This is a genomic window from Ruegeria hyattellae (assembly GCF_041537925.1).
Taxonomy (GTDB): Bacteria; Pseudomonadota; Alphaproteobacteria; order Rhodobacterales; family Rhodobacteraceae; genus Ruegeria_C.
The window spans coordinates 220,029-233,941 of the sequence record NZ_JBGOSH010000005.1 but is presented as its reverse complement, the minus strand read 5'-3'; the positions used below and the strand labels follow the sequence as shown (position 1 = coordinate 233,941).

General features: G+C 58.8%; 8 protein-coding genes and 1 pseudogene. All 9 read left to right on the top strand.

From position 1 onward, the window contains the following. Positions 1 to 507 precede the first annotated feature (507 nt). Positions 508 to 2,145, top strand: a complete 1,638-nt coding sequence (locus AB1E33_RS14485) for a sulfatase-like hydrolase/transferase (RefSeq protein ID WP_372577980.1) — start codon at positions 508 to 510, stop codon at positions 2,143 to 2,145. Between the two features lie 181 nt (positions 2,146 to 2,326). Beyond that, positions 2,327 to 3,463, top strand: a pseudogene (locus AB1E33_RS14480) (FMN-binding glutamate synthase family protein); the annotation flags it as partial. 71 nt (positions 3,464 to 3,534) lie between these two features. Beyond that, positions 3,535 to 5,208, top strand: coding sequence for an acetolactate synthase large subunit (locus tag AB1E33_RS14475; protein WP_372577979.1), 1,674 nt, complete (start codon positions 3,535 to 3,537; stop codon positions 5,206 to 5,208). Then, positions 5,205 to 6,590, top strand: coding sequence for an aldehyde dehydrogenase family protein (locus AB1E33_RS14470; protein WP_372577978.1), 1,386 nt, complete (start codon positions 5,205 to 5,207; stop codon positions 6,588 to 6,590). The genes AB1E33_RS14475 and AB1E33_RS14470 overlap by 4 nt, the downstream gene beginning before the upstream one ends. Before the next feature lie 1,063 nt (positions 6,591 to 7,653). After that, entirely contained in the window at positions 7,654 to 8,451 is a 798-nt protein-coding gene (locus AB1E33_RS14465; RefSeq protein ID WP_372578172.1) for an IclR family transcriptional regulator, read from the top strand. A 162-nt stretch (positions 8,452 to 8,613) separates the two neighbouring features. Further along, complete coding sequence (locus AB1E33_RS14460; protein ID WP_372577977.1) at positions 8,614 to 11,076, top strand: FAD-dependent oxidoreductase; 2,463 nt, start codon at positions 8,614 to 8,616, stop codon at positions 11,074 to 11,076. 25 nt (positions 11,077 to 11,101) lie between these two features. Further along, positions 11,102 to 12,349: a Tm-1-like ATP-binding domain-containing protein gene (locus AB1E33_RS14455; RefSeq protein WP_372577976.1), complete on the top strand. Its 1,248-nt coding sequence runs from the start codon at positions 11,102 to 11,104 to the stop codon at positions 12,347 to 12,349. A gap of 29 nt (positions 12,350 to 12,378) precedes the next feature. Beyond that, the gene (locus AB1E33_RS14450; RefSeq protein WP_372577975.1) at positions 12,379 to 13,308 is read left to right on the top strand and encodes a tripartite tricarboxylate transporter substrate-binding protein; all 930 of its coding nucleotides are present in this window, start codon (positions 12,379 to 12,381) and stop codon (positions 13,306 to 13,308) included. A gap of 60 nt (positions 13,309 to 13,368) precedes the next feature. Then, positions 13,369 to 13,908: a tripartite tricarboxylate transporter TctB family protein gene (locus tag AB1E33_RS14445; protein WP_372577974.1), complete on the top strand. Its 540-nt coding sequence runs from the start codon at positions 13,369 to 13,371 to the stop codon at positions 13,906 to 13,908. Positions 13,909 to 13,913 lie beyond the last annotated feature (5 nt).

Below are 13,913 nucleotides of genomic sequence, written 5' to 3'. Positions count from 1 at the left end.
CGGGAACATCGCCGATGCAACCTTAATGTGCGGCTGTGGCATGAGCACTGAACAACTCGGTCGCGCCTCATTGGACAATCAGCATTAGTCGGCGTTGCGAGAGTTCAGCGCGTCGAAGGCTTCGCGTTTGCAGCGAATGGCCGCAATGACGGGCCGCGCTGCAGCGATTGGCATGTTGGGTGAACGGCAGGAATGGGCCGTATGAATCGATGGCGAACGGTCCCATGAAGGAAATGCCACATTGCATCCGAGGTCCGGAAGGAGCCCAATCCGACAAATGCCGCGTGGTGCACGAAGGATGGCAATGCGAAGTAAACGGACTTTGCAAAATATGGCAATCGGCCGGTAGCTCACCTTAGTAGGCGGCACAGCGAATGGCGATTACATGGCGCAAGTAGCACGTAGCGTGACCCTCTGGTATTGACTGGTCTTCGAGACGGCCCAAAACGCGGCCAACTTTGATTGAAACCCATTGTTGCCCGCCGACACAATAAAGGAAGCTCTAACTTGATTTTTCGAACCGCCTTATTTGCATCCATAGTTGCTGCCACATCAGCCGTGGCCCAGGAAACTCCCATCGTCCATGACGGAGAATTCAATTTTCTTCGCGCTCAGTACGGCGAGCAATGGGATGCCCAAGACATTGAGATCGATAAGAAACTGGAGGAAGTTCGAGAGAGAAATGATGGTAAGCCCCCTAATATTCTCTACGTTCTCATCGATGACGTGAGTTTTGGCCTCATGGGCAATCCTGCGATGAACTTTGTCACCGGATTTGACACACCAAACATCAACGATTTCGCCGCAGAAGGCCTTTCTTTGATGCGGATGTATACTGAGCCTTCCTGCACACCTACCCGCACTGCATTCCTGACCGGAGGGCACCCAATTCGCGCGGGTGTCAAGGAAGTGAAAGTTGCCCTTGTTGGTGAAGGGTTGTCCAAGGACGAAGTTACCATCGCCGAAATTCTCAATCAATCCGGCTATAACACAGCTCATGTTGGGAAATGGCACCAGGGCGATATTGAGGAGTCATTCGCTCATAATCAGGGGTTTGATGTCGCGTATTTCCCAGTCCATCAGCAAGTACAACTGAGCCTGATGACACCAGAGGCTGCGAATGCAGGTAACCTCAACGGCTGGCATCCGTCTACTCAATCCGGGAAATACGGAATGGATGAACGGTTCAAACCCTATGGTCTTGTAACTGGCCTCGAAGCCAGGGCCGGAGAGGCCGCACGGGAGGTCGGCATAGAAGCTGGCGAGGAATGGACACAGGCGCACTATGAACGTATGAACGAGACCTATCAGGCTCAGGTCTTGGAGCAACTTGACCGTTTGGCGGGAGAAGATGATCCATTCTTTCTCCAATACTGGCCGCTTTACCCAATCAATTTCACTTACGGCGAACAGCAGCGGTCCCGCAACGGTGGCTTTATGGCTGATAAAATGGAGCAACTTGACGATTGGATCGGTGATTTGATGGCCAAGGTTGATGAACTTGGAATTGCGGATAACACGCTTGTTGTGATCATGGCAGACAACGGCATCTTTAAGCAGTATTCGCCCACTTCAGGCATGATCGAATTGATTTACCGGGGCGGCAAAGCGGAACACCTCGAAGGTGGGGTGCGTGTTGATGCTTTCGTACGCTGGCCAGCTGCAATCGAAGGAGGCAAGTACGCAGGGGACATCGTTCACGTTTCCGATCTATTCACAACCTTCGCCCGTATCGCTGGCGGAACTGAATTCATCCCGCGTGACCGGGTCATCGACGGCGTGGACCAGACAGCATTGTTTCTTGAGGGGGATGGCAACTCGCGAAGAGATTATGTCTATATCTACGAAGGACCGGTTTTGCGTTCGATTGTGAAACAGGAATTCAAGATGCACATGCCCGCACCTGGTGTACCAGGGGCCGCTGCGCCGGTGTTCAATATCCTTCGCGATCCGCGCGAGATGTATTCTGACATCGGCCAATCGCTTTGGTCCGGAGCGTCCTTTCAGGATATGGCCAAACGCCATCAAAAAATGATTGCAAAATACCCACATCGCGAGATTGGAACTGATGAACCCTATGGAGGCATTGAAAATCTGCGACCAGAAAGTGAACTGGCCCGCAAGACTTTTGCAAGTTGGCAATAACCAAAACGCCGCTTCACGGACTAGGTTAGTGTATTGTCCGGGATCAGCACCTTTGGGCCTGATTAGAGTATTTGCATAACGGAAGGTTTCTGGCTCATCTGAACCGTCAAGGAGTGAAGATGAGACTGAAAGTTGGAACCGACAAACCGGCGGCCGAACGGGTCGTCAAAGACATCCGCCGCAAGACGCAATGGACCCTTCTGCTGTAACCATCGGACCTTATACGCAAAAACCCTATACGACGGATTCAGTCTTTAACATTTCAGGGATGAGCTATGGCGCAATCTCGGTGCCTGCAGTGCGCGCATTGTCATCCGGTGCAAAAGAGGCCGGTATTTGGATCAATACCGGGGAAGGCGGTTTGTCGCCCTATCATCTGGAAAACGGCTCAGACATCGTTTTCCAGATCGGCACGGGCAAATTTGGCGTGCGTAAACCTGAAGGCGGTTTTGACGAGGACAAGCTGCGCGCTGTAGCCGCCCATGACGCAGTAAAGATGTTCGAGATTAAGCTTAGTCAAGGGGCCAAACCCGGCAAGGGCGGCATTTTGCCCGGCGCAAAAGTGACTGAGGACATAGCCAAAATACGCGGACTGACGGTTGGCCAGGACGCGATCAGCCCCAACCGTCACCCGGAAATCAATAGTGTCGACGATCTTCTGGACATGATCGCTTATGTGCGCAACGTCACCGGTAAGCCAGTTGGCTTCAAGGCCGTGATCGGAGCCTTTGGTTTTTTTGAAAACCTGTGTAAGGAGATTCTAAAGCGCGGCCCCGAAAGCGCCCCGGATTTTGTTACAATCGACAGCGCCGATGGCGGCACCGGTGCCGCGCCGATGAGCCTGATCGACAATATGGGCATGCCTATCCGTGAAAGCCTGCCGCTGACCGTGGATATCCTCAGGAAATTTGGCTTGAAGGATCGGGTGAAAGTCTGTGCTAGTGGCAAGATGATCAACCCCTCCGAGGTCGCATGGGCGTTTTGCGCAGGCGCGGATTTTGTAAACTCGGCGCGCGGCTACATGTTTGCGCTTGGCTGCATTCAGGCCCTTCAATGCAACAAGAACACCTGCCCCACTGGCATCACCACCCACGATGCCAAACTGCAATTCGGACTTGATCCGGTCAGTAAAGCGGAGCGTGTCGCAAGCTATGCCAGGAACATCAAGAAAGAAGTCGGGATCATCGCCCACAGCTGTGGCGTCGCCGAACCGCGCCTGCTGAAACGGTATCACGCGCGCATCGTACTGAATAATGGCCAGTCGGCTTCGATGGACGAGCTGTATCCAGATCCACAGCTGGTGCAAGCTGCCGAATAGCCGATATTACAAACCCAATCGACAACGCAGCTTGGGCTACGAGCCAACCCGCATTTGCATCAGGAGACCACATGTCAGCTTCTATCCCAACCGCATCATCGCCCACCAAAGCCTCGGATTTGCTGGTCGCAGCGCTGGAGGCTGAAGGTGTCGAATACATCTTTGCTGTACCGGGTGAAGAAAACCTCGATCTTCTGGAATCGCTCAGACCCTCCAGTATCGAGCTGGTTTTGACCCGGCATGAACAGGGCGCGGCCTTCATGGCGGCCACCTACGGCCGGTTGACCGGTAAGGCGGGGGTCTGCATGGCAACGCTTGGTCCAGGCGCAACCAATTTTGCCACTCCGGCGGCCTATGCCCATCTGGGTGGCATGCCGCTGATCATGATTACCGGACAAAAGCCGATTAAGAAATCGAAACAGGGCCAATTCCAGATCATCGACGTGGTGGGTCTGTTTGCGCCGATCTGCAAGATGTCCAAGCAGATCGTGCATGGAAACACCATCCCCTCCCTGATCCGTGAGGCGTTCCGTGTCGCGCAAGAGGAACGCCCCGGCGCTGTCCTGCTGGAACTGCCCGAGGACATCGCCGCCGAAGATACTTCGGAACCGGTTCTGAAACCGCATCCGCGCCACTATGCCGTGGCTGGTGACACGGTGTTGAACGAAGCAGCCGACATGATCCGTTCGGCAAAGATGCCTTTGCTGTTGTTGGGTGCGGGGGCCAACCGTAAACACGCGCGCAGCGCGCTCAGCCAGTTCGTTCAACAGACGCAAATCCCATTCTTCAACACGCAGATGGGCAAGGGAGTGGTGGATGAACGTTCCGAACTGTTCCTCGGCACCGCGGCGCTATCTGACGGGGACTACCTGCATTGTGCCATTGAGCGTGCCGATCTGATCATCAATGTCGGGCATGACGTCGTCGAAAAGCCCCCCTTCTTCATGGAAGAAGGCGGCACCAAAGTGATCCACGTGAACTACAAGGCCGCGCAAGTCGATCAGGTGTATTTCCCACAGGTCGAGGTGGTTGGGGATCTGACGCAATCCATTGCTCGGCTGGGTGATAAACTGGGTGGGCCGCTGGAGTTTGATCGCAGTTACTTCGAGCGCGTCAAAAAGGAAACAGATCTACATATCTCGGCAAGAGCCGATGATGCCCGGTTCCCGGTGATCCCGCAGCGCTTTGTGGCAGATACACGCAAAGTCATGGGAGATTGCGATATCATCGCGCTAGACAATGGCATCTACAAAATTTGGTACGCGCGCAACTATCAGGCCTATCAGCCCAATACGGTGCTGCTGGATAACGCGTTGGCCACAATGGGGGCCGGGCTGCCCTCGGCAATGATGGCCGCCAAGCTGTATCCTGACCGTCGCGTCATGGCGATCTGCGGCGATGGCGGGTTCATGATGAACAGCCAAGAGATTGAAACTGCGGTGCGGCTGGGCTTGAATCTGGTCGTGACGGTGCTGAACGACAGCTCATACGGCATGATCCGCTGGAAGCAGTCCCATGCAGGTTTCGACGATTGGGGGCTGGAGTTCAACAACCCCGATTTCGTGCAATATGCAAACAGCTATGGCACGACCGGCCACCGGGTTGAGCGCACCGAGGATCTGGTGCCGATTTTCGAGGCGGCCTTCGCCGCTGGCGGTGTGCACCTGATCGATCTGCCGGTCGATTACAGCGAAAACCAGCGCGTGCTGATTGATGAGCTGGCCGCAAAGGTCTGCCTGATATGAGAAATGTTCTGGAGGTCGTGGATCCCTTTGATCTGATCGAGGTGGGCAGTGTAGTGCTAAGTGGATGGAATGATGTCGACGCCATGCTGGATGTTGCCCGCGCCCTTTATCGTAATCGCGATGAATGGCTGCCAGCCTACAAAAGGATCGAAATCCTGAAGGAAACCGCCCGGCTGATGACTGGGCGTGCCGAGGAGTTGGCCTTGCTGATCGCCAGCGAGGGTGGCAAACCGCTGGTCGATGCCCGCGTCGAAGTCACGCGGGCCATTGATGGGGTCGAACTGTGCAGTCACGAGATCGGTCAGATGGCGGGGCGGGAAATCCCGATGGACTTAACTCGGACGGGGTCCGGCCGCATTGCGTTTACCCAGCGGGAACCCATCGGCGTGGTGGTCGCGGCCAGCGCGTTCAACCATCCGCTCAACCTGATCGTGCATCAGGTGGCCCCGGCTGTGGCCGCGGGGTGCCCGGTGATTGTAAAACCGGCGTTGGATACCCCTTTGTCTTGCAAGGTTTTCGTCGACATTCTGCATCAGGCGGGTCTGCCTCAAGACTGGTGCCGGTTCGCCGCCTGCCACAATGACGTGGCCGAACAAATGATCACCGATCCGCGCGTTGGGTTTTTCTCCTTCATCGGTTCAGCTCGGGTTGGCTGGATGCTGAGGTCGAAACTTGCGCCCGGCACGCGCTGTGCGTTGGAACATGGCGGCGCGGCCCCGGTGATCGTGGATGAAACCGCTGATATCGACGCGATGATCCCATTGTTGACCAAGGGTGGGTTCTATCATTCCGGGCAAGTTTGTGTTTCCGTTCAGCGCGTCTTTGCCCCCACAGCAATGGCCGCTGAGGTCGCGCAGAAACTGGCTGATGCGGCCGCCGCGCTGAAGGTCGGAGACGCCCGAGATCCCAGCGTGGATTGCGGCCCCCTGATCCGTCCCGCCGAGGTCGACCGCGTCGAAGCCTGGGTGAACGAGGCCGTTCAGGCCGGGGCAACCGTGTTGACAGGCGGCAAACGGCTTGGGCCGACAACTTATGCACCAACAGTCCTGCTGAACCCGCCCGCAGATGTGCGTGTTTCCACTGCCGAGATTTTCGGGCCGGTTGTTTGTGTTTATGGGTATGACAGTCTGGGGGATGCGTATTGCACCGCGAATGGTTTGCCTTTTGCGTTTCAGTCTGCGGTTTTCACCAAAAACCTCGATACCGCCATGCAGGCCATTCAGCGGCTGGATGCTGCAGCGGTCATGGTGAACGATCATACCGCCTTCAGGGTTGACTGGATGCCATTCGCAGGTCGCCGTCAGTCTGGATATAATACGGGCGGTATCGGTTACACGATCCACGACATGACGCAGGACAAGATGGCCGTGATCCAGTTGTGAAGTGTTGGGCGGTGTAGTGATCCGCTAGATCTAACCTCTTTGCCTGGCAGTTCTTGAGGTGGATCTCAAACCAGCCATTCGAGAAACCGCAGCGAAAGCTAACTTTGTCCGCATTGCCGCCAGTTGACCGGGTAAGCATGCTGCACTTGCGGCGAACGTCTGCTCCTGAGGGCGGCACCGCAGCATGAAATTGCGGCGGATCGGGTCAAACGGCTGGCTTTGCAAAGTCTGAAATCTGCGCATTGCACCCCTTGGTGCAACTCGCAACATAGGTAGGGGCGCGCCACAGTAGTCGAACGTCAGCTTTCAGCATCAGGCCACTGATTCCGAGCATTTGCAGAAAACGCTCCCCTAATGGCGTCGATGGCTCATACTGAAGGTCAGCTCCGGGCTGAGGGTGTGTGAAAACTCTGACCGTCCGGCGGAGTACGCCGAAAACACCCTTTATGTGCGCTCTCTCGCGGCACAGGGAGAGCTTTTGCACAGGTGCTGAAAACGAGCGCGACGAGAGAGATCATGTGCCGGAGTTTTCACACACCCTCGGCTGGCATCGGTCTTTGAACCTAGACGGGTAAAAAGCAACTTCGTCCGCATCTGCCCTGGTCGATCTAGCGCAGCGAAGGTCCGTTCTGCCTAGACCGGCCGTTCGTGGATCTTGCAGCGAATGAGGTTTAAGAGCCCACTTTGTCGAACGCTGCGCAACGCATGAGCGTCAGCGAAGCGCAGAAAGCACCCCTTGCAAATCCAGTCCTGTCGCCAGATCAGGCCACAATTTTCGCCGCGCTTCCGCGATCAAAAGCTGCCATACGTCGTGGGTGCAGCATGAAACTGACATCGTGTGACCAAGTTGCAGGGCGAATTGATCTTTCGCTGCGGCTTCCTCGAGAATTAGTTTCGTACGAACAGGTGCCCGGCGGTGAAGCCCCAAAGGGCTGAAACCTGCGTTTTTTGTTTGCGGGTACTACTGCTGCAAGGTGTATAATCTGCTCTTAGATTACAGAAAATTACGCAGCTGCGGTGGTGATATGCTACGCCCGGGGCAGATGACCGGCGCGCGGACAGCATCCGCCATCGAAATCAGGCAGGGAGCCGTACCATAAAAACCGTAGACAAGGCGATGCTTCTGTTGCGCCAGTTCTCGTTGGAAAGTCTGGAGATCGGCTTGAACGATCTGGCCCGCGCCAGCGGTCAGGACAAGGCGGTGACGCGCAGGCTGCTGCTGTCGCTCAGCAAGCACGGCTTCATTGAGCAGAACCCGGAGACCCGGAAATACCGGCTGGGCCACGGGTTCCTGTCGCTGGCCCGGCTGCGTGAGGCGACGGTGCCGATGGTCAAGGCCACCCAAGTGGTGACGCAGTGGCTGTCGGCGCAGGCAAACGAAACCGTCCATGTCGGCATCCCAGGCGAAAACAGGCTGGCGACCGCTTCCTACACCCTGCCTGCGCGGGGCAATGTGATCAACCTCAGGCCCGCGGAAACCTACCCGTTTCATTCCTCCTCTTCCGGGCTGGCGTTTCTGGCCTTCTGCTCTGCGGACACCCGGGAACGGTTGCTGAAACTGAAGCGGGAGAAGTTGACGCGATTCACCGTGACCGATGACGAGAAACTGCAGCAGATTATCGAGGAAACCCGCAGCCGTGGATATGCCTGCTGCCGCAACACGGTGGAGGAAGGTGTCGCCAGCGTTGCGATGCCATTCTTCACTGACGGCGAAGACCCGGCAGGCACCATTGCCATCGCTGTTCCCGACCTGAACCTGGACGAAGCCAGGCAGGAGGAACTGGCGGCGCTGCTGCGGACGGCCATCGGGAAACTGGAGACTGCGCTGACCGGTGCGCCTTCCGGGCGGGTGTTTGGGTAGGGTGCGATAATAGCACCTTTGGTGCGAAAAATTTCTGAAAATCGATTCCCTCTGCCACAAGGTTCGCAGCTTAGCGGCTGATGCCTGCGCCCCGCGGCGCCTCACCGCTTCTGGTTTGGAACCTGCAGATCGCCCGCGCCAGCGGGCTGAAGGAAAGATTTGATGGCTTATAATCTCCCGGAACAAGCTCCTGTGGTGATCATCGGCGGCGGCATTATCGGCGTCTCGGCGCTGTACCACCTGGCGAAGCGGGGTGTGCCTGCAGTCCTGATCGAGCGGCGCAAGGTCGCCAGCGGCACCACGTGGCACGCCGCCGGCATCGTCGGCCAGCTGCGCGACAGCACCGCCCAGACCGAACTCGGCAAATACACCGCCCATCTATTCCGCGAGTTGGAGGAGGAAACCGGCCAGGCCACCGGCTACAAGCCCAATGGTACCATCAACCTGGCGATTGGCGATGTGCGACACGAGCAGCTGCTGCGCAGCCATGACCACGCTCACCGCATGGGGATCGAGAGCTTTCTGCTGTCACCCGCGGAATTGCAGGAGAAATGGCCCTGGATCGAAACGGAGGATGTGAAATCCGCCTTCTTCGTGCCGTCCAACGGCCAGGTGAACCCGCTGGACGTGACTGTTGCCATGGTCAAGGGCGCCAAGGCTCAGGGGGCGCAGCTGTTCGAGGAGACCATGGTGACGCGGCTGGTTGTCCGCAGCGGCAAGATTGCCGGGGTGGAAACCGACAGGGGTGTGATCGCCACAGACAAGGTGCTGCTGGCCGGCGGCATGTGGAGCCATCTGTTTGCCAAATCGCATGGCGTCACTGTGCCGCTGCACGCGACCGAGCATTTCTATATCGTGACCGAGCCGGTCGAGGGGCTGCCGAAGGATCAGCCGATCCTGAACATCGCCGAGGAGCGCACCTATTGGAAGGAAGACACCGGCAAGCTGCTGATCGGCTCTTTCGAGAAGCTGGGCAAGCCCTATGGCGCCGATGGCATCCCTGAGGATTTCGAGTTCGACGAGCTGCCCTTCGACATGGAGCATGTGGAGCCGAACCTGGAGAAGATGTTCGAACGGATGCCGCCCCTGGGCGAGATGGGCATCCAGACCTTCTTCAACGGCCCTGAGAGCTTCACCCCCGACGGCCGCCCCTACCTGGGGCCAACCAGTGAGATCAAGGGCCTGTTTATTGCCACCGGGATGAACTCCAACGGCATCCTCAACTCCGGTGGCGTCGGGCTGACGATAGCGGAATGGATTACCGACGGCGAACCCTCGCGCGGGATGGGGCCGATGCTGGCGCGCCGGGCGCACCCGTTCCAGCGCAACACCAAATACAACCATGACCGCAGCGCGGAATCGGTGGGCTTCCACTATGGCGTCTCCTGGGCGGGCCGCCAGATCCACAGCGCCCGCGGCGTGCGGCGGGTGCCGCTGCATGACCGCCTCACGGCGGCGGGCGCCGCCTTTGCCGAACGGATCGGCTGGGAGGTTCCCATGTATTTCGACCCGGAGTGCAAGGGCTGGAACGAGGAGCCGAACCTGTGGTGGAAGGACTGGTCGCCGCATGTCGAGGTGGAATGCCTGGCGGCGCGGGACGCGGCGGTGCTGATCGACCAGTCGATGTATGCCAAGATCCAGGTGCAAGGCCCCGATGCGGTGAGCGCGCTGAACCGGGTCAGCGGTGCGGAAATGGATGTGGAAACCGGGACCTCAGTTTATACCCAGTTCCTGAACTCCCGCGGCGGCATTGAGGCGGATGTCACTATCACCCGCACCGCGCCGGACTGCTTCATGGTGATCACCGGCCACCCCAGCCAGATCCGCGACCAGGCCTGGATCCGCGACCATGCGGACCCGGAGTGGCGGTTCGAGATCTTCGATGCGACCTCAGCCTACGGCCTGATTTCCATCCACGGGCCGAAGTCGCGCGAAATCCTGTCTGCAATCTCCGGCGATGACTTGTCGAACGAAGCCTTCCCCTTTGGCGCGGCGCAGGAGGTCGACATGGGCTATGCCCGCAGCTGGGCCATTCGCCGGTCGTTCCTAGGCGAGCTCGGCTATGAGCTGATGATGCCAACCGAATTTGCAGCTGGTGTCTATGAGGCGCTGATGGAAGCAGGGGAACCGCTGGGCCTGCGCCATATGGGCATGTACGGTATGAATGCCTGCCGTCTGGAGAAAGGCTTCCGCCATTTCGGCCACGACATTGCCGAAGACGACACCCCTTTTGAAACCGGGCTTGGCTTTGCGGTTGCGCTTGGCAAGGCGGGTGATTTCCTCGGCAAAGCCAGGCTCGCCGCGCAGAAAGCTGGTGGAGCGGCGACGCAGTTCAGGACGGTTTCCTGTATCGCCGAAGGCGTCGGCGCCAAAGACGGCCCATACCTGATCCACAACGAACCGGTTTGGAAAGACGGGGAGATCGTGGGCCATGTGACCTCCGGCGACTGGGGCTTCCGGCTGCAGGCGATGGTCGGGCTCGCCAGCCTCCACCGCGATGGCGGCGTAAGCAAGGCCTGGATCGATGAGGGTGGATTTGAGGTGCAGATCGCGGGCCGGATGTATCCGCTGAAGGTGCAGCTGGCCCCGTTTTATGACCCCAAGGGCGAAATCATGCGGAGCTGAAGCCATCAGCGGGAGGGAGAACACAATGGCTGACAAGGTCATACTAGTCATCGGCACATACGACACCAAGAACGCCGAGCTAGACTTTCTGGCGCAAAAGATACGCGCATTGGGCGGCGGCGTGCTGACCCTGGATGTCAGCGTGCTGGGCGACCCTGAGCAGCCCGCCGACTTCTCCAAGCACGATGTTGCCAAGGCCGGCGGCAGCTCGATCCAGGCGGCGATCGACAGCGGCAGCGAGCATGTGGCGATGAATATCATGTCGGTGGGCGCCTGCGCGCTGGCCCGGGACCTTCACCGCGACGGCGGCATCGACGGGGTGATCATCTTGGGCGGCACCATGGGCACCGATCTGGCGCTGGATGTCTGCCAGGCACTGCCGGTGGGGGTGCCGAAATATGTGGTCTCGACCGTCTCCTTCTCGGCGCTGATCCCTTCTGAACGTCTGTCGCCGGATATCCAGATGATCCTTTGGGCGGGCGGCCTGTACGGGCTGAACAGCATTTGCCGGTCCTCGCTGGCCCAGGCGGCGGGGGCTGTCCTGGGGGCAGCGCGGGCGGCTGAACCTGCGGTCAGCGGGCGGCCGGTGATCGGCGTTACATCGCTCGGCACCTCCTGCCTCAAATACATCAAAATCCTGAAGCCGGAGCTCGAACAGCGCGGCTATGAGGTGGCTGTGTTCCATGCCATGGGCATGGGCGGCATGGCGTTTGAGCAGATCGCGGGGCAGAACGGCTTTGTCTGCGTGATGGATTTTGCCGGCTGCGAGCTGGGCAACCTGATGGCTGGTTCGGTGGTCAACGCAGGCCGTGACCGGCACTTGTCGGCAGGCCGCGCGGGCATTCCGCAGATCGTAGCTCCGGGCTGCATGGATCTGATCGACTTTGCCGGCTGGCAGGAGATCCCGGTCCAATTCCAAGGCCGCCCGATCCACACCCACAACAAGCTGGTCAAGAACACTTTCTACAACGCTGATGAACGCCGCGGGATCGCCCGAGAGCTGAACCGGCGGCTGGGCGGAAGCAAAGCACCCACGCACCTGATCATTCCCAAAGGAGGGATCGAGGAATGGGACCGCCCCGGCGGCGACTGCCACGACCCGGACGGGTTGGAAGCCTTCATCAGCGAGTTGGGCGACACCGTGGCGCCTTCTGTTCAGGCAACAGAACTGGAAGCCCACATCAACGACCTCGCCTTCGCGCAAACGGCGCTGGCAATCCTCGACCGCTGGGTGGCGGAGGGAACCGTGCCACCGGGCAACACCAATAACTGAAGAAACCGAACACATCTAGGGAGGACTACATGAAACTCAAACTCGCAGCCGCTGCAGCTATTCTCAGCGCTACCGCCGCCATGGCGGAATATCCGGAAAAACCGGTCTCCTTCGTGGTGCCTTGGCCCCCGGGCGATTTGGAGGATGTGCTGACCCGGATTATCGCCGACAAGTTCCAGGAAATGTACGGCGTTCCTGCGGCAGTGGTGAACAAGCCGGGCGGCGGCGGCGGACCGTTCCCTGGTGCCGTCGAAGTGGCTGGCGCCCCGGCTGACGGCTACACGGTCGGCTCCTTCGTGATCGGGGTGCCGGTGGTCGGTCCTGAAATCGGCATTCCGGAACTGAGCCCTAATCCCTTCGATCCGGTCGGCATCTTCCTGACCTATCCGTTTGTGGTCGCAACCCTGGCGGACAAGCCCTACGGCACCTGGGAAGAGCTGGCGGCGTATGGTGCGGAAAATGACGTCTCGCTCGGTCACTACGGCACTTTCCTGGCTCCGACCAAGGTGACCTTTGCCGCAGCCATCAAATCCGGCTTCGATTTCGCCAGCGAGGCGGCCTACGACCTTCTGGACTGCAACGTGCTGGCTTCGGGTGACGTGGACGTGGTGAACGGCACCCTGCAGACCCTGCTGCCCTGCATCGATAGCATCAAGATTCTGGCCAGCATCGGCTCCGAGCGCACCTCGCTTACCCCGGATGTCCCGACCATGGCCGAGGTGGTTCCTGGCCTGGAGCTGTCGCTGTGGAACGGGCTTTTTGTTCATAAGGACACCCCGGCGGATGCGCGCGAGAAGATCGCCGCCGCTGCCCAGGCCGCGCTGGAGACAGAAGCCGCGCAGAACCTGATGAAGGAAACCGGCGTGCTGCTCTACTGGAAGGACGCCGAAGCCTCTGCCCGGCAAATCGAGAAAGACATCACCGATCTGGCCGAGGTCAACGCCCTGGTCGGCGAATAATACAGCCAGGGGCGCTTCATTGCGCCCCGGCATCCACCGCGGCAGGAGGAGGGCGCAGCGATGACACGCATCAAGTATTTTCAGGAACTGTTTCAGCGCTACCGGCGGCCGGGCGATCTGGTTTTTGCTGTGGTGTTCCTGCTGTTCGCGCTGTTCCTGCTCAGCCAGCTGGGCGAGCAGACCAAATGGGTGAAACGCACCAAATGGTACGGCCAGCCGTCGCTGTGGCCCAGCATTGCGGTCTGGGGGATGGCGGTTTTCGGCGCCTTCCATTTGCTGGGCTCAATGGTCTCCCCCCGCATTCCAGGTCGCCTGAAGGAGGTGGTGTTTTGGCTCCAATCTCTGGAATACGTGCTTTATTTCCTGGCCTATGTCGCCATTGTCCCGCTTTGCGGCTACCTGCCGTCAACCATTTTGTTCGCCCTGTACCTCACCTTGCGTGCAGGCTTCCGCCGCCCGCAGCATCTGGCGCTTGCGTCATTGTTTGCCACCTGCGTCGCACTGATCTTCCGGGGCTTTTTGCAGGTGAAAATACCCGCAGGCGAAATCTATCAGCATCTGCCCGATGCGCTGCGCAGCTTTGCGCTGACCTATTTGTGAGGCTG